Here is a 22372-nt window from a genome sequence, read left to right as displayed (position 1 = left end):
CTAAATAGAGTCTTAATCGTAACTTTTATGTACCTGAGTAAGAGGCTAGCGTTCGGCCATGGCCACCGAAAAAGCCGAGACTGACCGCATTCCTGTAACCTTGGCGCTCTCGACCATCACCTATCTGGAGAAGCTGGTGAGACAGGGCACCCACGGCACCAGCGTTCCCGGCGTCGCACGTACCTTGATCGAGGAAGGCATCCGTCTCGCCATCAAGGACGGGCTTTTGTCGATTCGCGACAATGGCAGGACGTGAGCGCGCGCCGAACGTGAGGCGGACGGATCTCGAGAGGCGGATGGCCGACATCTGCAACCTGGGACCGTTACACATGCCTGTTCTCTCACCCACCTGGACCGACGAACGCATCGAACTTCTGAGGCAGCATTTCGAGGCCGGGCTCTCCTGCCGCGAGATCGCCGCCGACATTGGCGTCAGCCGCAACGCCGTGATCGGCAAGCTGTCTCGCCTCAATCTCACGCGCGGCCGAACCATCGACGATCGCAAGGTTCACGACAGGGGCCTGGCGCCGGCGCGCGCGCCGCGGACCGTGCCGCGGCTGCAATATGAGATGCTCGCCACGATCTACGGCGAGACCGGTGCGCCGATGGTCACCGGTCCGATCGACGATGCCAATCGCTGCTCGCTACTCGAGCTTGCCGAGAACCGCTGCCGCTGGCCGATCTCGACGCCTGGCGCGGACGATTTCTGCTTCTGCGGCAACTCCGCACCCGACGGCCAGTCCTATTGCGCCGGCCACAGCCGCCTCGCCTACCGGCCGAATTCCCGCGCGCGCGTCATGCGCGGCTAGAGCCAAGTCCTGGAGGCGAGTCCTGGAGCCATGCCCAAAACGAAAAACCTCCGGCAGGGCATTGCCGGAGGTTTCTGGAGGTTTAGCATCAAGTCAGAGCCGCAACTTTCGTCATCGGCTGGGAGCTATATAGCTTAGTAGCTCAGGTAAGTAAATAAAGTTGGGCCGATCGATTCGCATGGCTCGTCTTCGTCGCCCGCACGTGCCGCCGGATTTCCGAACGCCCGCTCGCAAAGAAGCCCACCTCATAAAAAAGCCCCGGCGGTGTCCCGCCGGGGCTGCGTCCTATCCGAAGGTCTTGAGCTTACCAGTTGCGCTGGGCGCGAACCAACAGGCTGTAGGTGTCCTGGTCCTTCAGCTCATAGGTCGCCGCGGGCTTGGCAACGCTGGTGAGCGCCGGCGTGGTGATCACGCCCGAGTACTTCTGGTCAAGATGGCTGTAGGTGAAGTCAGCCGAGAAGGTCAGGTTCTTGATCGGGGTCCAGCGGGTGATGACACCGATCTGGCCGATGTTGAAGTCCGGGTTGCAGGTGCCGGTCAGGGTCGCGAACGCGGCGCTGCCGCAGATCATGCCCTTGGCGGTGCCGCTGTAGTTGACGGCAGCCCACGCACCATAAAGCGCCGAATTCCAGTACGGGCTCCAGTTGTGAGTGTAGGCACCACGGAAGCCGTAGGTCTTAGTCAGCTCGAGGCCGCTGCCGGGTGCGAACACCGCGTCAGACACGCCGGCGAAGCCGATGCTCTGATACGCGCCGCCCGAACCGCCGAACATCGAGTAGCTGGTCGCTGCCAGCTCCTGGAAGTTGTAGCGGCTCGCGCCGTCGGTGTAGACGCCCGAGATGTTGATCACGTCGCCTGCACCGGTCGGGATGTTCTTGATCGACAGCGCCAGCTGGACGGCCCAGCCCCACTTGTCTTCAGGATGACCGGTTACTTCGCTCGCGCCGTAATAGCCGACGTGGTTGTCGTGCGCAGCGACCGAGGCCTGGAACAGGCCCCAGGCCTGGTCGACACGGAGCGTGCCGACGAGATCGGGGGAGCGGGTGCCGCCGAGATCGTTGGAGCCGTAGGCACCGCCGAGGACGCCGGCGGTGGACATGCCGGCCGTATTCCAGAGCGCGGTCTGGAACACCTGCGTCTGGTCCTGGGCCGAGACGATCGCCGTCACGCCCTGGCCGAGATCGGCAGTGTAGGTGAACTGGGCAACACCGTTGGTGGTGCCGCTGCCGCCGACGAGCTGGTCGAAGTTGTTGCCGGGATAGTTGATCCAGGGCGCGTCGAACTGCGACACGGCCTTACCCATGGTGAAGCCGGCGAACTGGATGAAGGCGTAGTAGACGCCGAGCGCGCCGCCCGAGATCGTGCCGTCGGTGCCGTTGACGGCGCCGCCGCTGGAGCCGATCAGGCTCGTGCCTGCGGCGTTGAGGCCGAGCGTACCGCTGTACTGGGTCGCACCCGTTCCCGAACCGGCGCCGACATAGTTGCCGGTCGTCCAGGTGAAGACCGCATCGAAATAGGTGCGGACCACGCCGTACTCGGTTGCGGTGCGGGTGTCGATGTTGAGATCTTCACGAGCGCGCATCGAGTAATAGTTGGTCAGGCGGTTGTTGGCCGCGAAGACGTTGTTGTACTGGGCGCTGTAATTGCCGCCGGCATTGAGCGCCACTTCGGCACGCAGATAGCCGCCCAGCTTGATGCAGGTGTCGCTGCCCGGGATGTAATAGAAACCCGCGCCGTAGAGCGAGCAGACCTTCACATACTCGACCGCCTTGGCCTTGACCGGAAGATCAGCCGCCTGAGCTCCACCGACGGCGATCAGACCCGCCGCAGTGCCGAGCAAAAGGCTCTTCACCACTTTCATATTAAAACCTCCAAGTTGCTCATTTTACGAAGACCGGACCGTGAGGCCCCCCAAGATCCCCGTCTTTGAAATCCGCTCGGCCGCTTTGCGCTTCGGACACACCCTCTTTCGACGCGAGGGACGTGAGCAAACCACCTGCAACGGGACGATCGAGTACCCCCCACCGCCACGAAGCAATATGCCTGCGCCTTTCGGTAATCAAAATACCTTATTTAGTCAGCTTTGTTGGTTTTGCTAAACCTGTGCCCCGTTCGCAACACCATTGCGAACCGATTCCGTGAGCTGATCATCTTTGTAGTTTTACTGACAAAATTACCCTGCTCTGCACTTGCGTCAGAGCAGGCTTGCGTGGACTATGGCTTGCACGACACCGGCCGCATACAAATCAGATCACGGGAGTGACGCTGTGTCAGCGACGAGGAAAGAAGGGGCGCGCCTCCGCACCATCGGCAATCTGGATATCATCAGGCGCTTCACCTGGGAGATATCGTCGATCAACATGTATCTGGAGGAGCTGCGTCAGTTCTGGGCGAGAACGCTCGGCATCAGCGGCCCGCAATGGCTGATCCTGATGGCGATCTCCGACCTCGACAAGCACGACGGCATTCCGGTCAACGTCGTCTCGAAACTGCTCCACGTCGATCCGTCGTTCGTCACCACCCAGTCCAAGCTGCTCGAGAAGAAGGGCCTGTTGCGCCGGCGCCCCTCGCCGACCGACGCAAGGGTGGTCCGACTATCACTGACCGAGAAGACGCAAAAGCACCTGGCGAGCCTCAACGAGCAGTACAAGACGATCAAGGAATTCGTCTTCCAGGAGTTCGACGAGAAAGAGCTGACGGAATTCACCACCAAGCTCGCGATGTTGAAGACCCGTCTCGAAAAGGCCTGCGTCCGCCTGACCCTCGACTTCTGAGGCGACGTCCTCAGATGCGCCCCGCGGCGCCGAGCCGCGATTCCAGCCAATCGAAGATATATTCATTGGCAAGGCTCGGATTGTCCGCATGGGCCTGCGCCGCGCCAGTTTCGGCCGCGGTGAACACCTTCAACATGACATCCGAACTGCCGAGCCGGGAGGTCTGGACGATCTGACGCGCCCGATCGGCCTTGAGCCAGCCGTCCTCGCCGAGCGTGATCAGCACCGGACAGTCGGCGCTGGAGGCCATCAGCGGAGCATGCGGCACCGGAACGATGCTGACGTCGCTCATCGCGAATCGGCTGGCAAAGAAGGCCCGCTCGTGCAGGTCCCATAGGCCGCCATCGCAGACGGCGGCGGCAAGCCGCGGCTCCTGCAGCACCGCGCGCGCCACGAAGGAAGAGCCCCAGCCATCGGCGACGATCGCGACGCGCTCGAAATCGACCTCGCTGCACGTCTCCAGATAGTCCATGACGCACGGAATCGCACTCTCGAGATCCCGGCGCCGCAACAGCGCGTCGAGATAATCGTCGCGCTGGTCGCCGAACAGGTCCAGCGCCAGCAGCGAAAAGCCGCGCTCGCGCGCGTGCGGCGCGAGCTTGAACAGAAACTCTTCCTTGCGATGGCCGGGCTCGCCGATGCAGATCACGGTCGGGGCTCGCACGCGTCCCAACGGCGCGTGCGCGGGCAGGAAATAGCCCTGCAACGAATGTCCGTCGAGCCAGGGTATCGTCACGACTTCCCCGGCAGGGTCGCGCGCGGCGAGGAAGCGGCGGGCGCAATCCTGCATCGCGAGGACCGCGACCCAGCGGCGCTCGTCCGCCTGATCGAGCGGCATTGCGGCCGCGCTGTAGTAATTCATGGCGCGGAGCCAATTGCGCTGCGCGGTCGCCCTGTGACCTTCCGCGAACGCGGCCTCGGCACGATGGCGATTGGCCTGCGCCAGCTTCTTCCACTCGCGATGCCAGGACTGGTCGTCGCCCCGCTTCAGCTGCCGCGCGATCATCAGGCATTCGGCGATCGTGGCGCCGCCGTCCTGGGCCGCGGTGAGGAGCCGCGTGAACTCAGCGGAGATGTCCTCTCGCTCCGGGCAAAGGATCCAGTCGTCGGAGAGGCATGCGGGTATCATCGGGAGCTACGCTCTGGTCATCGCCTTACACGTGACTGAATAAACTATTTTGGTTCCCTGACCAAGCTGCGGCGCGCCCAATGAGAGCCGTTCGAGATCACCATCGCTTGAACGCAGGGATGTGTCGCATGCGTGACATTCCAATGCGTCAGGAGTGGCCGACACGGCCAAGAAACGCCGGCAGCGAACTGGCAAGAGGTGGCACGTGAAATTGCCTGCGCGCCTCTTGCCATGATGCGCATCATACCTATATCGGCGCGCGCTCGTCGCCTGCGTCAGCCGAGCCGCCAGCCGACCTCCTGCGTGAAACTTTCGTAGAAGGCGCGGTCGTAGGCCTGCTCCGGCGTAGCACGAACGCGCTCGTCAAGGCGCTTTGCATCCTCACCCACGAGAATGCGCCATTGCTCCGCCTTGACCCCGTCGAGGATGATCCTGGCGGCCTGAGCCGCCGTCGTCGGCGCATCCTCGAGGAAGCTGCGGGCGCGCTCGGCGAACGCCGCCTGGATGTCCTCGTCCGACATTTTGTCGGCATCCGGCACGCCGGCCGCGACCATGCGCTTGCGGGTCAGCGCGATCTCGTCGGCGTTGAGCCGCTCCGAGCCGTCGGCGCTCTGCACCTTGCGCGAATTGGAGACGATCGAGGTGCCGATATGGCCGGGCATCACCACCGAGCATTTGACATGCGGCGCGTGCAGGCGGAGGTCGTTGATGAGCGCTTCGGTAAATCCCTTCACGGCGAACTTCGCCGCGCTGTAGGCGGTGTGCGACTGGTTCATGCCGATGGAGGCCCAGAAGCCGTTGACGCTCGCGGTGTTGACGATGTGGGCCTCGTCGGCCGCGACCAGCATCGGCAGGAAGGTGCGGACGCCGAGATAGACGCCGCCCCAGCAGATGTTGAAGGTGCGCTCCCACTGCTCGCGTGTGTTGGTGAACAGGCTGCCGCCGCCGCCGATGCCGGCGTTGTTGAACAGAAGGTGGATCCGGTCGGTCTTCTGCTGCTCGGCGAGCTCGTCGCGGAATCGCTTGAGATGATCCTCGATCGAGACGTCGGCGACATGCGTCGTGACGCGCAAGCCCTGCGGCAGCTTCTCGACCTCGCACAGCCGCTTGGTCTCGGCCATCGCGGCTTCCGAGACGTCGCACATCGCGACATTGCAGCCCTCGGCGACGAGCTGCCGCGCGAGCTCGCGTCCCATTCCCGTACCGCCGCCGGTGATGACGGCGATCTTTCCTGCAAAATCATTCATGGGACTTTCGGCCCCTCCCTTGTCGGTATGTTTCTTCATGGCTACGCCACGCATCGGAGCGCGCGCAAAATGTAGCAGCGCCGCATCCGCAGGTAAAAGCGGATCGGCGCTGCCGTGCTCATCAGTTATTTCGGGGCGCGGACTATTCGGCCGCCTCGACCCGCCGCCCGTTCAACGCGCCGAGGCCGTCCAGCGCCTTGCGGATCGCCGCCTGCTGCGCGCTTGAGGCCTCCGGCATCGGCGCGCGCGGATAAGTCATGGGCAGGCCCTGCAGCGTCTGCGCATGGCGCGTGCAGGCCGGCAGATTGTCGGCGATGACAGCGTTCCACAGCGTCAGCAGCTTCTTGTGCAGATCGAGCGCGCGCGGATGATCACCCGCCTTCACCGCATCCCACAGCGCGACGGAGGCATACGGCGCGGCGGTCAGGATCGCGGCGATCGAGCCATGGGCCCCCAATGTGTAGGACGGATACATCAGGGCATCGACCGCACTGTAGATCAGCTTGTCCGGCGCCATCATCATGAGGTCCGCGAACAGTTTCAGGTCGCCTGCGCTCTGCTTGACGCCAACCACCAGCGGCACCTCGGTCATGATCCGCGTCAGCAGCGCCGGCGACAGGTACGACCACGGCACCACGTTGTAGATGATGATGGGCATGCCGGTCTCGTCCGCCATGGCGCGGAAATGCGCCACCATCGCCTCGTCGTCCGGCTTGAACAGATAATGCACCGGCGTGACCTGGAGCGCCGCGACATTCATGTCGCGCACCAGCTTGCCGCGGCGGATCGCATCGCGGGTGGAGTCGACGATGATGCCGGCGATGACGGGAATGCGCCCCTTCACCGCGGCGACCGTCGCCTCCATCAGGTCGCGATATTCCTCGTGATCGAGCGTATGCCCCTCGCCGGTCGAGCCGCCGGCCGCGACGCCGTGTGCGCCGGCGCCGATCATCCAGTCGACCTGGGCTGCTACGAGGGTGTAGTCGATTTCGCCATCCTTCCGGAACGGCGTCGTCATCGGCGGGATTACGCCGGTCGGTCGTGTCTTCATGGTGTGCCCTCGCGTTTCCATATCCCTTGTGGCGGCCCCGCTCTTTTGGCGAGTGGCCACGGTGCTGCGAGCCTACCGGCTGCGCGCGGCCTGTGAAGCGCCACCGACGCGGCGCTGCTCCCAGCATTCGACATCCCTGCGGTTGTTACTGACCCGGTTCCCCGTACTTGCCCGGCTTCGGTTCAGGGGCAATTTTTTTACAATCCGAATCGTTAAATGGAGTCCGGACGCTGGGTCGAGTCGGCCAGGCCAGCGTGTTGTTTGCGTCACAGGCTCTGGCACTCCGCTTGCATCCTCTTCGTGGTCAGAAACTACCGATGAGGTGACTGGAATGTTCGTGACCGTCGTTGCCGTGCTCTGCCGGCTGAGTGCAGCCAGCTCAGGCAGTTGCATCGAGGAAATCGTGACCGACAGCAACATGACGCCCGAGATGTCGATGATGCAGTGTGCGATCGGCGCACAGGCTCCATTGGCGAAATGGATGGGCGAGCATCCGATCTACCACGCCAACTGGCGGCTCGATCGCTACAAATGCGTTCCGGGTCGCTACGAGATCAAGGGCCACGCCTAAGGCCCCGCAAAACTACCGACACCAAGACGACGAACGAGGAAACGCCCCGGAGGCCGCATCGTCCTTCCGCGCGGGCATCGACAGCGCCAGCCCCATTGCGGCGGCACGCTTGTGACAACGATCACACCTTCCCCTTAAGCCACCGCTCGCAGAATGATCGCACGCGCGCGTCGCCCTCCGGCGTCGGCATCAGCGCGTAATTGTGCGGCTGTTCGCGGAGCAGATGCAGCTCGACCGGCACGCCCGCCGCCCTCGCCCCGGCATCAAACTACAGAGTGGCTGATCCAGGTTTGAGTCGAGGGAGCCCATCAATTACTCGAGCGACGACGCTCAGCATGCTAGTCGCAAAGATTCGAGCCTCGACCAGTCTTTCGTCTTGTCAAGGTCCAGCTGTAAGACTGACGCTAACCATTCGGCCTTGTTTCTGCGGGAAAAGCTCCTGCAAAAGCCTTCTAGCTCTCCCTCCCTTAAGATCAGAAGACCTATGGCCTGCGACGCAACACATATCTTCTCGAAGGCATTGATCAAATCTGAATCGGCAAATCCTCGATACCCGTCTTCTTTGATCCTTTGCCAAGGTGAAGCGCTCTTTCCCATCTCAGCTATTTGCTTCCGAGATTGGTCCGCAATGGCTTGGCTATTCCGCAACACAGCAGCGATCCGTTCAAGCTCCAGCGCGACTTCTATGGTTGAAGGCTCCAATCGTTTTGATTTCACTTTGGTTACTTTCACGAACGCTTGCTGGGTAATCTCCTTCGGTGAGTTTCGAAGCAGCATTTTTTAAGTGAGTTTTTGCGCCACCGAATTGCGAAGCAGATAATGCTGTGTTCGCCTGGATAAGCGCGTCGGCTTCCTCTGTTGAGGCAGTCGGCCAGAACACACCGTCTTCAATGCGGTAAGCCGCGCGGCAGTTCTCTAATACCAACTGAACTGCTGGACCGAGATCAGGCGGACAATTTGGGTGCCGAAGAACAGCCTAAAGCCAACCGTACACCTTGTGGCATTCGGCTTTTTCGAACAAGTCACCGATCTTGGTGACGATCCCGTTCGGATTGAATTTGTCGATGCGAACGTGGTGGTGGTCGACATGCAGATCCTTCAGAATTCTGGACCAGTTTCCACGATAATGGAGAATGTCGGTGTAGGCTCGATCAAGCCTTGCATGAATGCAGGCCCAAAGCTTCGCCCGAAGTTCTCGACTAAGTTCCTTGCGGTCGAGCTGCGCCGGGAGAGGTGCCAAACCCTCGCTTGTTCAAAGGTCAGCGATCTACGATCCGAGGTGCCCATGTGCCTGGCTCCGGGCGAATCAACGCGCGATGGTGGTACGCCCCACGTACACGCGGGCAAGCTGTCGTTGGTTATCCGGGCTATTCACATCCCGGCGACATAAGCCCGTTACCCTATCCGTTACCCTTGAGAAAATCCGGACGCCCTGAAATCCGGCTAAGTTTTGGTCGGAGCGAGAGGATTTGAACCTCCGACCCCTAGTCTCCCAGTGGGATACTCACGTTGCAGCATTCTGTAATCCCTTCATTAGCTTAGCTGACTTTACGGGCGGTGCTTCGGGACTTCTTTCGGGACTTCTGCATTGCATCCACGCCAGCCGCCACCTCGTCGTCAACGACGTGCGCGTACTTGGTGGTCGTCTTGATGTCGGCGTGGTTGAGTGCCCTCTGTACCAGCTTGAGGTTCTTGGTTTCCCGCAAAAGCTTGGTCGCGAAATCGTGCCGGAAGTCGTGAAACCTAAAGCCGGAGACGCCGGCTGCGGCTCTGGTTCGCTTCCAGACGGTCTTCAGCCCGTTATAGGTGACGGGGTATCGCTCCCCCTTGATCAACCCAGCGCCCCTTTTCGTGCGCCGGGCAACGTAGGTGAACACGGCCTCGGGATGGTGCCCGCGCAAGGGCCACAGGATCTGGCGGATTGCGTCGGTAATAGGCACAGAGACGCGCTTGTTCCCCTTGCCTTGCTTCTCGATCTTGCGCACCTCCCAGTTCACCTCTGACCAGCGCAAGAGACACTCGTTCAAACGCATGCCGGACGCGCTAGCGAGTTCGAAGATGGCCCGGTAGTCGTCGCGGGTGGCATTTTCCAGCCGATCGGCCTCGTCTCCTCGAAGCTCGCGCACGATCTCCTGGGGCTCTTTCAGCCAGTGCTGTTTCCAGTTCGGCTCGCGATCAAACCGGATGCCCCACGCCTTGGCGCGGGTGAACAGCTTCTTTAGAACTTCGGTCGTGCTGCGGTTGACGGTCGCGGGGGCAATCAAGGGCGGAATCGAGGCTTTCTTCTTTGGATGCCCGTGGCGGGTGACGCGATGCCCACGTCGCCACGCGACCAGCTTCGCCACCTCGTCGTCGCCGATCTCGGTCAGCAACGTTGTCGGCCCGAAATAATTGATCAATCGCTCGATGTCCCGCCATGTCGTATCTGCACCAGCGTGATGCTGACCGACCTCATTCCAATACCTGCCGGCGACGTCATCCAGCTTGGTCGACGCCGGGGATGCTGCGGTCTTTACGAATCGTTTCGCCTTGTCGCGTTCGGCCCGCTCGAAGGTTTCGGCCTCGCGCCTGCTCGTGCATCCCGTAGAGCCGTGAAAGCGACTACCCTTGAACTGGAAGTCGAAGTGATAGAACGGGCTTTCCTTGTGCCGGTAGACTGACATGGCAAGTCTCTCTGCGCGCGGCGCTCGATAAATGCATCAATATCTTCATCCGTAAATTTACGCCGAACCTTCTTGGGGCCCCGCCCCACGCTGATGTAACGCAGCTCGCCATCACTGACATAACCCTTCAGCGTCTTCACCGAGACGCCCAGTCGGTCAGCGGCACCTTTGGGTGACAGGAGCGGCGTAGACATCAGATAGCCTTAGCCGGAGGTTGCCCAAGCAGCGCGCCTATTCGCCGGATCGTCTTGAAGTCGACACTACGCGACTGATGCAAATTGCCGGATTTAGCAGGAGCCCAGTAACCCCCATCCCGATCGCGCTTTTGGTTGTGGTAGACCAAGCGCGCCATTCTTCCTGGTCTCGCTTCGCCCAAAGACGCATCAACCATGATATGCGCCCACGGAGCGGGGCCTTCCAGCCTTAGGTCAACGAACCAGTCGTTCGCAGGACCAACTAAAGGAGGCCTTCCGTCCTCGTCTGGAATGATCAGGCTTTCGCCGACAGATGCCGCCGATATTAAAGAAGCAAGTCCCTCCCGGAAGCTGTGCGATTTTGGCAGCTTGCTCATGGTGGGAAATCCGAGTGTTCGGAGGGTTTTTACGGTTTCGGAGTCCTGCCCAAGCCTGACCCGAAGCCCTCCATATGTTTTGCAAACCTCAATGGCCGGTTTTATCGAGGCGCCAGCCACAGGCGATCCCATGATGGCGATCAAAAGGTTCGCAGCATCGACGGCCGTGACTTTCGCGGCGCTGGTGCCTCGGCCGCCCTTAGTTCGCAGGTCGTTTTCAGCCAACATTCGATCATACTGAACGACGGTCGGCTCCGGGATACCCAGAGCTTCGGCAATGCATTTCACCAACTGGCCCGGCGTTGCCATATAACTCCTCGTACCTTCCATCTGCGTTTAGCTCAAATGGTGCCGCTTCGCAAGCCATTTGCGTTAAGCGCGGATGGACTGTGCACAACAATGTCCGAAATCGCCGTGCCTGGATCGCTTTCTTATTTGGCATGACGTTCCACGCTGTGAATACGGTGCCGAAGAGCGCTCTGACGGTGAAACTAATGCCTACAACGGTTTCGGCATTCATTGCCAAATGATATTACAGGCAACTATGCTCGCGATGATTGCAGGGGGGGGGTACCAATGAAATCCATCAGGTTTGCGCGCAGGCGCCCACCAACGAGTGATGATAAGTCGCGGGTACTTATTTTTATTCAGGTCTGGCTGCCCATTCTCAGCGTAGCCGTTGCCGGCATTTACGGCGCTTGGAAGTATTTTGATGAAAAGCACAACAAGGCACAGGAATTTGAAAAGGCGCAGCTGATAGAGGCGCAGAAGCCGTTTCTAACAAAGAAGATGGACTTATTCTTCGAGGCGGCGCAGACGGCAGGTAATTTGGTCGCTGTTGAAGTCAAGTCAGACGAATGGAATAAGGCGAAGCGAAAGATATTCGAATTGCGATGGGGACCGCTTGAGTTGGCGGGGAATCCGGTCGTTCGGCTAGCGATGCGGGACGTGATCAAGCAGATGATTGCGGTCGAGAAGGGAGATGCGCCGCATGAGAGCCTGCGAAACAGTGTGGAGTGTCTTGCTGATGAGCTTCGGTATTCGATGGAGGAGTCTTGGGGAAATCCTGTGAAGCCACTTGGCTCCTTTGTGCTGACGCTGGAAAAGCCAACCCGTACGGCTCTTCCATCCGGCTGTTACCGACCAGAACAGTTGAAGTGGGATGTCAACTAGGCACGGGTTCTTAAATTTCAGGGCTTACGGCCATCAGGCTTGTGGGGGAAAATGGATAAGGCTGAATTTGTTCAGCGGGCGCCGATCTACTACGCGCTAGCCATCTCTGTTGCGTTGTTGAAAACGAGAGCTCCTGTGCCGGAGTTTAAGATACGGAGCAGATTTCCGCACATAGATGTATCGAGTCCTGAAGAGGACGGTACTCTGTTAGATCGGTGGGTGATTTGGGATCGAGCAATGGCTTGGCTGATGGCCCGCGATATGGTCAGGGTTAAAAAGGACCCTTTCGGACCGCCGATGCTCTCTCAGGGGCCAGAGTTTGAAACGCAATGGAATGACCTGTGCCAAGATGAAGAGACGCCGTTTTCGACTTTCGCTGCCGCTGACCAGAGCGACGATTGGCTCGTGCCCGCCCTTCACTCAGTCGAGAATCATTTCGTAAATATGGGCATGACGGCTGAGGATTTTGACAATCCGGACGCCGAATGGACGCCGATCAAAATTGACCTCGATGATCCCGCAACAGAGAAGGCGATCGCATCACTGGAGCAAATCATTGAGGAGGTGCGGTCCGACAATGGCTATAGTGCCACGTATCCGCATGAGCGTGACCACATCCTGGAAGGGCTTCAAGGTACGGTCGAAAAGTTCAAGGCGGCCTCAATCAGTCCCGGCTATGTGCGAATTGCCATCGAACGGCTTCGGATGTTGAGTCTTCGATTTTCTGGAACGATCAAGGAAGTTGCTATCACCGCAGCTAAAGGAGCGATGATAGAGTTCGCTAAAAAGCATTTCGGAGAGTTTCTAAGCTACCTATGGAAGTGGCCATTTTGAATTGGACAATAGACAAAGTTTTGCGCGGTTATTAGAACGGCGGCTCACAAACAGGAGCACCGTGTGGCTAAAAAAGCAGCGAAGAAGCGAGTACGCCGGGAATACACCAAAGAAGACGTGAAGGAGCTGCGTGCGCATTCTAAAGCAAAGACGCCCGTGGTGAAGATTGCCAAGATGACCAAGCGGACCGTAGGGTCGTTGCGTCAAAAGGCTGGATCGCTGGGCATTCCATTGGGACACCAGCGTTAGTTGACGGTAATTTCAATTCTCGGGCGCGCTTGTCATAGGCGCGTAAGCTTCGCCGTCTGACCTGCCCGGCCAGTGAACGCGGTGACCCACCGCCAGCTAAACCAGGCCGGTTGATCGTCTTCACTTTTTTGAGCCGGACCTGGACGTCTAAAAGACTGACTCTGTGGCTATGACGTTACAGCTTGCGAGCATGCGACGCCAGCGAGGCTGCTCGGGCTTGCTGAGCGGCATAGGACAGTTTGCCCAGCCTGTGGGCGCAGCTCGCTGCGGCCCTGCACTGCCCACTGAGGCCCGCCAAATCGGCGCCAGAAGTTCATGGTAATAGAGGAAGGAAAAGAAAATAGGCCCGGTTTGGCTAGTAATTTTCATGTACTCACAGCTACGGAAAATAGCAGAATCGGCCGAATAGCGGCCGGTTGAAGCAATAAGGTGATGTGCAACCAAAGAGTTAAGAAAGAAACAAATAAGCCCATTGCACGTTCTCTTAGGCATGCTACTTCTACCCAGCTAACGCCAATATTTCCCAGCGAGCACCAGCCATGGAACGCGAATACAAGGCTGCGCCGGCCGGCGATTTCTCCGGTCGAAGTGCAAGCCAAAAATCCAAATTTAAAAGCAGAAAGACTGCTCCCAGTTTCAACGGCGCCGTCGCATTGACGGCCTCGGAATTTGCGCGCGCGGAAAAATGCATGACGAATCCGGGGGAGCCCACGGAAGCGGCTCATCGGGGGGCAGCGTTGTTGCGGAAGCTTTACGGCCCGAACCGCTAAGAACTCTTCCTCTTTCTGCTAACCATCGCGTTACCGACTTCCGTTGCGAACGCAGCGCGCGGATCGCTGCGTTCTTTAGCAAGGAATGCGTTGAGTTTATCGAGAAGGGTTATTGTAGGGTTTTTATCCTGCCTAATCCGTCTGATCCCACACATATCTTGGGCTATTATACCCTTTCCCCCTCGCTTCTAACCCGCAATCGCGCAACTGGCAGTGACCAAAAGCGGGTCGTTAAGGGCCTTCCGATACCCATGTGCCTGGTCGGCTTCATGGGCCGTTGCGACAGTGCGCCAAAAGGCATCGGGGAGTCGCTGATCGTCGACGCTGCCCGCCGCGTACACCGGAACCCTGATATGCCCGCTTGGGGTTTGATGCTCGATAGCGAAGGTGGTCCTGATACCAAACTCTGGAAATGGTATCTTAGCCAAGGGTTTACCCCCGCTAAAGATGAAGGAACTTCATCTGGCGTGTTGTACGGCGCACTCAAGAAATTCGTTCCCGAATTAAAATCCTAGAGGGCCTCCGTCCGCGCTTCTCAGCAACTTGCGTCACCGCCTCCATTCACAGCCGCTGCAGCACTCGCTGCACCTGGACTGCAGACCACTGGCTATTACGTGGGGTCGAAATACCGGCATCGTTCAATCCTTCAGCAATGGCCCGTAGACTCGTTTTCCCCGCCGCCTGTAGCTCGGCGATGATCGGCGCTAGATCTGTAGCCCGCGCGTTGGCACGAGCCTGTAGAGTCTCGGTGGCCGCTGCCCGGGCTTTCTTGCTCGGAATGACACCGCGATCACCGCCGAGCTTGGTCCCTCGCCTCTTCGCAGCTGCCAGCGCATCCTTGGTGCGCCTGCTGATCATCCGCCGTTCTTCCTCAGCCACCATGGCCATGATCCCTACCGTGAGCCTGTTGGCGTTGGGCATATCGGCCGCGACGAAGTCGACACCAGCCTTCTCCAGGCCCAGGAGGAAGTGAGCATCGCGCGAGAGCCGGTCGAGCTTGGCAATGACCAGCTTGGCGCCGTAGACGCGGCAGGCCTTGATTGCCTCCGCCAGCATGGGGCGATCGGTGCGCTTGCCGCTCTCGACCTCGACGAACTCCTTCACGAGCGACCAGCTGCCGCCGTTGAGGTACTCCGCCACGCCATTGCGCTGGGCCTCGATCCCGAGACCGGACTTGCCTTGCCGATCGGTGCTCACGCGCAGGTAGGAAATCCACTTTCCGTCCATATCGCATCCTCGTTACAAACCAACCAACCTTCGTTGATTGATTTGTAACAGGCCGGTATCAGTTTGCAAGCCCCGTTGAGGGGCTCTTTTGCGACCACTTCAGACACTACATCGCCCAACTTGCCGACAAGGCCTCCGCCTGCCGAAGGACAGTCTGAACAGCCGCATCCTGCAAATCCGGCGGATAGCCGTGCTTGCGCAGGATTCGCTTCACTAGAACGCGCATTCTCGCCCGCGCGTTTTCGCGATGAGACCAATCCACACTGGCGCTGCTCTTCAGGCTCACAAGGAGTTCGTGAGCGATCAGTTTCAGTGCCTCATTCCCCATCAATTCGACCGCACTTTCGCTTTCCGCCAGTGCGTCATAGAATGCGATTTCGTCTTGAGACAATCCTTCGTCTTCACCGCGCTTGCGGGCGGCCCGCACTTCCTTAGCGAGTGCAATCAGCTCTTGCATCACTTCGACAGTGCTGATCGCGTTTGTGTGATAGCGCGCGATAGCGCTTTCCAATCGTTCAGAAAAGCGTTTCGTCTCGACGACATTGGTTTTACTTCGAGATCGGATTTCGTCGTTTAGGAGCTTGCGTAGCGCTTCAAGGCCCAGATTCTTCCTTTCAAGCTGTTGAACCTCGGCCAGGAACTCGTCGGACAAAATCGATAAATCTGGGGTCCTAATGCCCGCTGCCGCAAGTATGTCAACGATCTCGGTTGAAACGACGGCCCGGTCCAAAATCTGCTGAATCGCAAACTCGCGAACTCCGCCGTTGGGGCCAGCGCTGTCGACGGATTTCACAAGGGCTGCGCGAACTGTTTGGAAGAAACCGACCTCATCTCGAATATCGCGGGCCTGGTCGCTCGCCGACGCCAACGCAAATGCCTTCGTTAGCGCAAGCACGGCATCCTGATAGCGGCGATTCTCCAGCCGTTTGCCCTCCTCCGTCGTTTGCTGCGCCGCAGCTTCGTGTTGGTGGTCGAGAATCCACTCGATGGCCTCGGCGAGCACCAACAACCGTTGATGTGGTGTTCCATCAAGGCCGCGTGCGTAGTCGAAGCCATGATAGATTGCCTTTACGACCTCAAACTTCTCAAGAAGCACAGCGATTGCTTCGCTCTCTGGAATGCCTGCCTGTTGCTGATCCGAACCGGAGTACTGGCTCAAGGCGTTCTTCAGGTTTTGCGCGATGCCGATATAGTCGACCACTAGGCCGGCAGGCTTATCGCGAAACACGCGGTTCACGCGCGCAATAGCTTGCATCAGCCCGTGGCCCCTCATCGGCTTGTCGATATACATCGTGTGCATCGACGGCGCGTCGAAGCCGGTCAGCCACATATCCCGCACGATGACGAGCGTTAGCCCGTCCTTGGGGTCTTTAGCTCGCTTCGCTAAGAGATCGCGCCGCGCCTTGCTTCCGATGTGCGGCTGCCAGCCTTGGGGATCCGCGGCGGAACCCGTCATCACCACCTTGATCGTGCCGCCGGCATCATCGTCGCTATGCCACTCCGGCCGCAACGCAACGATTTGATCGTAAAGCGCCACGCAGATGCGGCGACTCATGCAAACCACCATCGCCTTGCCTTCCATGGCAGCGACGCGATCCTCGAAGTGCCTCACCAGATCAGCGGCGACCATTTCAACCCGCTTCTTTGACCCAACTAGCGCCTCAACTGTCGCCCATTTTCGCTTAATACGCTCTTGTTCGGTCGTTGCCTCGTCTTCCGTTAGTTCATCAATTTCAGAATCGATCTTCGGCTTTTCCTCTTCGAGAAGTTCAATGCGGGCGAGGCGGCTTTCATAGTAGATCGGGACGGTTGCACCATCCTCAACCGCTCGGCTGATGTCGTAAACGTCGATATACTCGCCGAATATGGCGGGCGTGTTTACGTCGTCAGTTTCGATGGGCGTCCCCGTGAAACCGATGAAAGACGCGTTCGGCAAGGCATCGCGCAAATATTTCGCGAAGCCATAAGCGATTTCTCCAGTCTTCTGTTCAATCCGCGCCCGAAAACCGTATTGGCTACGGTGCGCTTCGTCAGCTATCACAACGATGTTCCGGCGCTCGGAAAGCATCGGGTATTTGGATTCCCCGGTCGCCGGCGAAAATTTCTGAATGGTCGTAAAAATCACACCGCCGGAGGCTCGGTTCAATGCCGTTTGCAGATCGTCGCGGCTGTCCGCCTGGATGGGCGACTGTCGGATCAGATCGCGACACATGGAAAAAGTTCCGAAAAGCTGGTCGTCCAGATCGTTGCGGTCGGTAATGACCACGATCGTCGGATTTTCAAGCTCAGGGCGGCGAACGAGCTGTCCAGCATAGAACGCCATTAAGAGGCTCTTGCCCGAACCCTGCGTGTGCCAAATCACCCCGACCTTCCGGTCGCCTTGCGGAGCGGAAGCCTCGACTGTTTTCTCCACTGCATGCCGCACTGCGTGGAACTGGTGGTAACCCGCGATGATCTTCGCGAGCCCCGAGCCGGTTTCGCCGAAGACCGTGAAATCATGCAGCAGATCAAGCAAGCGGCGGCGGTCGAAGATGCCTTCGATTAGGATATTAAGTTCCGGCTGCCCCTTCCCGGCGATGACCGTTCCATCGGTCGTGCGCCAAGGCATGAACCGCTCTTTATCGGCGGTCAGAGAGCCGACCCGAGCGGTAACGCCATCCGAGGTTACTAGGACCGCGTTTGTTCGAAAGAGCGAGGGAATCTGCGTTTTGTACGTCTGAAGCTGGTTGTGTGCTCCGGAAAGCGTGGCGTTTTCACCGCCAGGAGCTTTTAGTTCAATTATGCCAAGCGGCAACCCATTAACGAAGACCACGATATCCGGCCGCCTATTGATGCCGCCCTCGATCACCGTAAACTGGCCTGTCGCAAGCCAATCGTTGGCGGCCAGGTCGTCGAAATCGACTAAACGAACCTTGTCGCCTCTGATGGTGCCGTCATCGCCGTAAAACTCGACATCGACGCCTTCAACCAACAGCTTATGCAAGCGACGGTTTTCTTCGACGAGCGAGGGCATCTCCGTCGCGAGCACCTTTCTAAAGGCATCCCCCCGCGCGTCAGCAGGGATCGCCGGATTCAGCTTTTCGATGGCTGCGACGAGCCGTTTGGCCATCACCACATCGGCGTAGGCCTCCCGCTCGGGCACCTTTCCATCAGGCCCGATCTCGGCATCCGTTGAAATCGCGTAGCCAAGGTCAGCGAGGTGATCGAGTACTACCTGTTCAACGGCAGCTTCGGATAGGTAGGCCATCACCCGATCCTCCCCATGGGGCTCGAAATTGAGGATGCCGTAACCGCCATTGAGATCATCTCAGTCATGGAAGCCTCCTTCCAAGAGCGAGATAAGCAGATCCTCAATCGCTTGGTCAGGGTCTTCGGGCGGGTACCAAATGGGATGAATGTCCGCCTGCCCGAGCTCATTTCGCCGAGCTTCACGATCAGTTCCTTCATTCAGTGGAAGAAAAGCGAAATGCCGGGGCGTCTCGACGACGGCTGCTTGCTTTATCTCACGAAGCGCACGAACAGTTCTGTCAACCGACAGGCTGCATCCAAGGAAAAGAAGACTGGTATTGGCAATCAACAGCTTGAAAAGTTCTCGATAATTTCCGTCATCCCCATAACAAGCAGCATACTCAGCGGCAGTGAGAATGCGGCCTTGTGCGCTATCCGCTTCACCGTGCAGCCGAAGAAGACAGTGTGGCTCGTCGGCCAACCTCCGGGGCGCCTCCGTCAGCCGCGTCCCTGCGAACTCGCCTTTGAGACGACAATCGGAAGCTTCATAGACCCGGTTCAAGACGTAGTCAAAATTCGTCGTTATGCAGCCCCGCGTGAACATCAGCGGGAGCAATTGCACCGGTCCCTTCAACGTCTTGATGCGAGAACCAAAAGCATTCTGCACTGCCTCCCCAAAAACTGCGGGACCCATCCGGTCAAGGAGTAGCTGCGCGCCATCTTCATACTGGTATGCGGCCAAATCGGCTCGCACCTGATCGACGACGGCGGGAAAGTCGATCGTGAGACTTTGCAAGAATGCCCCCCATAAGGGAAAGCCGGTCGGCCGAGAAAGACCAGCACCGACGAACGGAATTACGCTTTGCCGTTCAAGTTGAGTATGCAACCTGTTGAATCGATCAAGACAACCAAACCGCACAAGAAAATCACGAGCTCGATCCTTGGCGTTCTGCTTCTGGCTGGCAACCCAGTCTAGGAAATGCGCCCCATAGTCATGTGGTGCCATTGTCTGGAAGACATCAGCAGGTGGCCATTCAAACGTGCGGACTTTGACGACACTTTCGTCGTTGAGTTCTTCGACGAAGCGCTGGCGAAAATACTCCACGCGATGCCCCCGTCAAACAAACTGTTTGGCGTCACCGACGCGAACTTCGCCCGACATAAGCTTCGGAAGCAAAAAGTCGCGGGTGGCGGCGAGAACGCGGTTTTCCTTCTCATTGGACACTATTCGATCAAACAACGGCCTCGCGGTATCGTCGAAGAGTCGAAGCAGATCAGCCGTGGCTATGGTCACTTTGATCGGCCGAAAGTTCGCTTTGCTGATTTCCTGGAAGGTTGATCCATTCGCGTTTTGGTGAACAATTTCCATGTTGGCCTGCGTCCACAGCCAGACGAACAGGTTAGACAGGCGCGCTTTGCAAACCATCGCGATGAACCCCTGATTTACCGCGACCGGAGTCTGAGCAATCGCCATGTAACCGATAGGTGCGCGTGAAGAGAGCAGCACTGTTCCAACGGGGAGCAATCCCGAACTGATCTGCAAAAGCCCGGCTTGAGTAATCTGGCGCTCTGTGCTCAGCAGGACTGGTGTGCTCAACGAGGAAAGGTCTTTGGGGGTCGCCCATGAGAGATCGCCGCCCCAGAAGGCAGGCTCCTTCGTGCTGGGCGTTGACCCTCCGAGGACTTCAACTTCTTGTCCTATGGTGGAAGTAGTCCACCCGTTCGGCCTACCTTCGTCATCGAAGCGGTCGGGGAAGAGGAGCCATATGCTCGCCGCGAGGTAGGACGCTCGGCCTTCCGACTTTGCGCGGGTCGGACCAAAATCGACGAACCAGTCTTTGAAGATCGCTCGCGCGGCTGCTTCGAGCGTTTCGTTCATTCGCCGGTTCAATTCCATCTTTTCGTCGAGCGTGTTCAGAACGGAAGCGATGGCTTTTTGCTCAGCAAGACTCTTGGGTAGTCGAACTGGGATTCGGGATATAGTTCCTTGGTTGAGCGATGCCATGGTCGTGCCACCGGCGTGCTGTAACAACCAATCCCTGATTGCTTGGCTTCGTAACCAGTGGCCGATGAATCGGGCATCACAGGAAGTTGGCAATCTCAGTCGAATTCCGTCCGATCCCAGAAACCAGCCCGTCTCGTTTGGACCAACCACAGCAGATCGGTCCACTGCGCCTTTTCTCCCAAAGACAATATCGCCCTCTTGCAGAACGTATTCAGGCAACCTTGCAATTGTCTCTTTTCCGATGCGGGGGGTCTTTGAATGGATTGAAAATCGTCCATACCCCACCTCTCCTACTGAAATAAGCGGTACGCCGGCTGACGCATATTCAGAAGCCTTCAAAGTAGTGCCAAACGGACCAGTTTTTATACTTCCGCCCGAGCGTTCAAGAATGTCGCCGATTGTGACTTCGTCCCAATCACTCATTTGGAACAAGCCCCCCAAGCTTCGTCCCGATCTCAATGTTTAGAAAATCTGCTTGCGAAAATTGCTCTTCTAATTGCGCTTTCAACGCAGAAAATCGCTCCGCGAACGGCGTCCCGTCATCTTCGATATCAGCGGCACCAACGTATCGCCCTGGCGTCAGGACGTAGCCGCGATCCTTGATTTCCTGCAGTCCCGCCGATTTACAGAAGCCCGGCTCGTCCTCATAACTGCCCGCATTCCCTTCGCCACGCCAGGCGTGATATGCGCGGGTGATTTTCGCAACATCGTCATCTGAAAATTCCTTACGCGTGCGGTCAACCATGTGACCAAGCTTGCGCGCGTCGATGAACAGAACTTCGCCACGCCTGTCGCGCAGCTTCGAGTTTCGCGCCAACCCGTTGGACTTGTCGCGCGCAAGGAACCACAGGCACACCGGAATTTGCGTCGAATAAAATAATTGGCCCGGAAGTGCGATCATGCAATCGATAACACCCGACTTGCCGTCAACTCCTTCGATCAGTGCTCGGCGGATGGTATCTTCACCGTTTTGGGTGGAGGACATCGAGCCGTTTGCGAGCACCACACCTGCGGTGCCGGCCGGCGCAAGGTGGTGCACGATGTGTTGAATCCAGGCGAAGTTGGCGTTGCCAGCAGGCGGAGTGCCGTACTTCCACCGCACGTCCTCGCGCAACCGATCGCCGCCCCAATCGGAGATGTTGAAGGGCGGGTTTGCGAGGACATAGTCAGCCTTAAGATCGCGTAACTCGTCCTTGTGAAAGCTGCCCTCGCTGTTCCATTTGATCTCGGAATCGATGCCCCGCACCGCGAGGTTCATCTTGCACAGCCGCCATGTCGTGTAGTTCGATTCCTGCCCGTAAATGGCAATGTCGCCAATCCGCCCCTCATGCTCCAAAACGAACCTTTCGGACTGCACAAACATTCCGCCCGATCCACAGCAGGGATCGTATACACGCCCCTTGTAAGGCTCGATCATCTCGACCATTACCCGCACTACCGAACGCGGCGTATAGAATTCGCCGCCGCGCTTGCCTTCCGAACCGGCGAACTGGCCGAGAAAATACTCATAGACGCGACCGAGAACGTCGCGCGCCTCGCCTTTTTCGTGACCAAGTGCGATGCCGGAAATCAAATCGATCAGTTCGCCGAGCATCACCGCGTTGAGCGCTGGCCGGGCATAGTCCTTCGGCAACACGCCCTTCAAAGCTTCATTGCGCTTCTCAATTGTAATCATCGCCTCGTCGATCATCTTGCCGATCGAGGGCTGTTTCGCATTCGCCTGAAGGTGCGACCAGCGGGCTTCCTTCGGCACCCAGAAGACGTTCTCCGCGGAATATTCGTCTGGGTCCTCCGCACCGTCGGGATAATCCATGAGCAACTGGGCGCGCTTGGCCTCAAAGCTGTCGGAGATGTGCTTAAGAAAAATCAGTCCGAGCGCGACGTGCTTATAGTCGGACGGCTCCATGTTTCCGCGCAACTTGTCCGCAGCCCTGAAAAGATCGGCCTCGAAGCCAAGGTTGCCGCCGTTGCCATTCGTTTTGCGATTTTTGGCGGTTGAACCGTTTTCAGCCATCCAGCTTTCGTCCCCTTGCAAGCGTTAGGATTGAACAAATCGAAATATCTTGGGTAA

Annotated in this window: 21 protein-coding genes and 1 pseudogene; 9 read left to right on the top strand and 13 right to left on the bottom strand. The window is 58.5% G+C overall.

The window, feature by feature from the left end; genetic code table 11:
* Positions 1 to 58: 58 nt before the first annotated feature.
* A complete protein-coding gene (locus tag IVA93_RS17035) occupies positions 59 to 256 on the top strand; it encodes a hypothetical protein (protein WP_007603456.1) in 198 nt (65 codons plus the stop codon).
* Between the two features lie 73 nt (positions 257 to 329).
* On the top strand, positions 330 to 809 hold the full coding sequence (locus IVA93_RS17030; RefSeq protein WP_018455139.1) for a GcrA family cell cycle regulator: 480 nt from the start codon (positions 330 to 332) through the stop codon (positions 807 to 809).
* Positions 810 to 1113: 304 nt separating this feature from the next.
* On the opposite strand, the gene IVA93_RS17025 is transcribed toward IVA93_RS17030, so the two are convergent.
* Positions 1114 to 2670, bottom strand: coding sequence for a porin (locus IVA93_RS17025; RefSeq protein ID WP_204511371.1), 1557 nt, complete (start codon positions 2668 to 2670; stop codon positions 1114 to 1116).
* Positions 2671 to 3076: 406 nt separating this feature from the next.
* Between IVA93_RS17025 and IVA93_RS17020 the strand changes: the two genes are divergently transcribed.
* Positions 3077 to 3583: a MarR family winged helix-turn-helix transcriptional regulator gene (locus IVA93_RS17020; RefSeq protein WP_247539362.1), complete on the top strand. Its 507-nt coding sequence runs from the start codon at positions 3077 to 3079 to the stop codon at positions 3581 to 3583.
* Between the two features lie 10 nt (positions 3584 to 3593).
* Here IVA93_RS17020 and IVA93_RS17015 read toward each other — a convergent pair whose 3' ends face one another.
* The 3 genes from IVA93_RS17015 to IVA93_RS17005 form a co-directional block, all read right to left on the bottom strand.
* Positions 3594 to 4712 (bottom strand): alpha/beta hydrolase family protein, encoded by a 1119-nt coding sequence (locus IVA93_RS17015; RefSeq protein ID WP_018455141.1) that lies wholly within the window; start codon positions 4710 to 4712, stop codon positions 3594 to 3596.
* A gap of 275 nt (positions 4713 to 4987) precedes the next feature.
* Positions 4988 to 5959, bottom strand: coding sequence for an SDR family NAD(P)-dependent oxidoreductase (locus IVA93_RS17010; RefSeq protein ID WP_085353399.1), 972 nt, complete (start codon positions 5957 to 5959; stop codon positions 4988 to 4990).
* A 142-nt stretch (positions 5960 to 6101) separates the two neighbouring features.
* Positions 6102 to 7010, bottom strand: coding sequence for a dihydrodipicolinate synthase family protein (locus IVA93_RS17005; RefSeq protein WP_026232886.1), 909 nt, complete (start codon positions 7008 to 7010; stop codon positions 6102 to 6104).
* A 331-nt stretch (positions 7011 to 7341) separates the two neighbouring features.
* Here IVA93_RS17005 and IVA93_RS17000 point away from each other — a divergent pair, with 331 nt between their 5' ends.
* Positions 7342 to 7581: a hypothetical protein gene (locus IVA93_RS17000; RefSeq protein WP_007603449.1), complete on the top strand. Its 240-nt coding sequence runs from the start codon at positions 7342 to 7344 to the stop codon at positions 7579 to 7581.
* Positions 7582 to 8245: 664 nt separating this feature from the next.
* On the opposite strand, the gene IVA93_RS16995 is transcribed toward IVA93_RS17000, so the two are convergent.
* Positions 8246 to 8506 carry a hypothetical protein gene (locus tag IVA93_RS16995; protein ID WP_247539363.1) on the bottom strand — a complete coding sequence of 87 codons (261 nt, stop codon included), beginning with the start codon at positions 8504 to 8506 and terminating at the stop codon, positions 8246 to 8248.
* A gap of 36 nt (positions 8507 to 8542) precedes the next feature.
* Between IVA93_RS16995 and IVA93_RS16990 the strand changes: the two genes are divergently transcribed.
* Positions 8543 to 8971, top strand: coding sequence for a hypothetical protein (locus IVA93_RS16990; RefSeq protein ID WP_018456779.1), 429 nt, complete (start codon positions 8543 to 8545; stop codon positions 8969 to 8971).
* 148 nt (positions 8972 to 9119) lie between these two features.
* On the opposite strand, the gene IVA93_RS16985 is transcribed toward IVA93_RS16990, so the two are convergent.
* From IVA93_RS16985 to IVA93_RS16980, 3 genes and pseudogenes are all read right to left on the bottom strand, one after another.
* Positions 9120 to 10244 (bottom strand): tyrosine-type recombinase/integrase, encoded by a 1125-nt coding sequence (locus tag IVA93_RS16985; RefSeq protein WP_247789887.1) that lies wholly within the window; start codon positions 10242 to 10244, stop codon positions 9120 to 9122.
* A 29-nt stretch (positions 10245 to 10273) separates the two neighbouring features.
* A pseudogene (locus IVA93_RS40925) lies at positions 10274 to 10438 on the bottom strand (helix-turn-helix domain-containing protein); the annotation flags it as partial.
* Positions 10438 to 11124 carry a hypothetical protein gene (locus tag IVA93_RS16980; RefSeq protein ID WP_247454517.1) on the bottom strand — a complete coding sequence of 229 codons (687 nt, stop codon included), beginning with the start codon at positions 11122 to 11124 and terminating at the stop codon, positions 10438 to 10440. The gene IVA93_RS16980 and the pseudogene IVA93_RS40925, both read right to left, overlap by 1 nt.
* A 267-nt stretch (positions 11125 to 11391) precedes the next feature.
* Between IVA93_RS16980 and IVA93_RS16975 the strand changes: the two genes are divergently transcribed.
* The 4 genes from IVA93_RS16975 (at position 11392) to IVA93_RS16960 (ending at position 14356) form a co-directional block, all read left to right on the top strand.
* Complete coding sequence (locus IVA93_RS16975; RefSeq protein ID WP_247454519.1) at positions 11392 to 11988, top strand: hypothetical protein; 597 nt, start codon at positions 11392 to 11394, stop codon at positions 11986 to 11988.
* 237 nt (positions 11989 to 12225) lie between these two features.
* Positions 12226 to 12822, top strand: coding sequence for a hypothetical protein (locus IVA93_RS16970; protein WP_247789886.1), 597 nt, complete (start codon positions 12226 to 12228; stop codon positions 12820 to 12822).
* 63 nt (positions 12823 to 12885) lie between these two features.
* A complete protein-coding gene (locus tag IVA93_RS16965; RefSeq protein ID WP_247454523.1) occupies positions 12886 to 13071 on the top strand; it encodes a hypothetical protein in 186 nt (61 codons plus the stop codon).
* A 685-nt stretch (positions 13072 to 13756) separates the two neighbouring features.
* Complete coding sequence (locus IVA93_RS16960) at positions 13757 to 14356, top strand: hypothetical protein (RefSeq protein WP_247789885.1); 600 nt, start codon at positions 13757 to 13759, stop codon at positions 14354 to 14356.
* A 46-nt stretch (positions 14357 to 14402) separates the two neighbouring features.
* Here IVA93_RS16960 and IVA93_RS16955 read toward each other — a convergent pair whose 3' ends face one another.
* The 5 genes from IVA93_RS16955 to IVA93_RS16935 form a co-directional block, all read right to left on the bottom strand.
* Entirely contained in the window at positions 14403 to 15068 is a 666-nt protein-coding gene (locus IVA93_RS16955; RefSeq protein WP_247454526.1) for a recombinase family protein, read from the bottom strand.
* Between the two features lie 106 nt (positions 15069 to 15174).
* The gene (locus IVA93_RS16950) at positions 15175 to 18315 is read right to left on the bottom strand and encodes a type I restriction endonuclease subunit R (protein ID WP_247789884.1); all 3141 of its coding nucleotides are present in this window, start codon (positions 18313 to 18315) and stop codon (positions 15175 to 15177) included.
* Between the two features lie 60 nt (positions 18316 to 18375).
* Positions 18376 to 19401, bottom strand: a complete 1026-nt coding sequence (locus IVA93_RS16945; protein ID WP_247789883.1) for an SIR2 family protein — start codon at positions 19399 to 19401, stop codon at positions 18376 to 18378.
* Positions 19402 to 19413: 12 nt separating this feature from the next.
* On the bottom strand, positions 19414 to 20724 hold the full coding sequence (locus IVA93_RS16940) for a restriction endonuclease subunit S (protein ID WP_247789882.1): 1311 nt from the start codon (positions 20722 to 20724) through the stop codon (positions 19414 to 19416).
* A complete protein-coding gene (locus IVA93_RS16935; protein WP_247789881.1) occupies positions 20717 to 22315 on the bottom strand; it encodes a class I SAM-dependent DNA methyltransferase in 1599 nt (532 codons plus the stop codon). Before IVA93_RS16935 ends, IVA93_RS16940 begins: the two co-directional genes overlap by 8 nt.
* Positions 22316 to 22372 lie beyond the last annotated feature (57 nt).

The sequence above is a fragment of the Bradyrhizobium sp. 155 genome (assembly GCF_023101105.1).
Taxonomy (GTDB): domain Bacteria; phylum Pseudomonadota; class Alphaproteobacteria; order Rhizobiales; family Xanthobacteraceae; genus Bradyrhizobium; species Bradyrhizobium canariense_D.
Note: the sequence above shows the minus strand (reverse complement) of the source record. Positions and strands in the feature narration are given on the sequence as shown.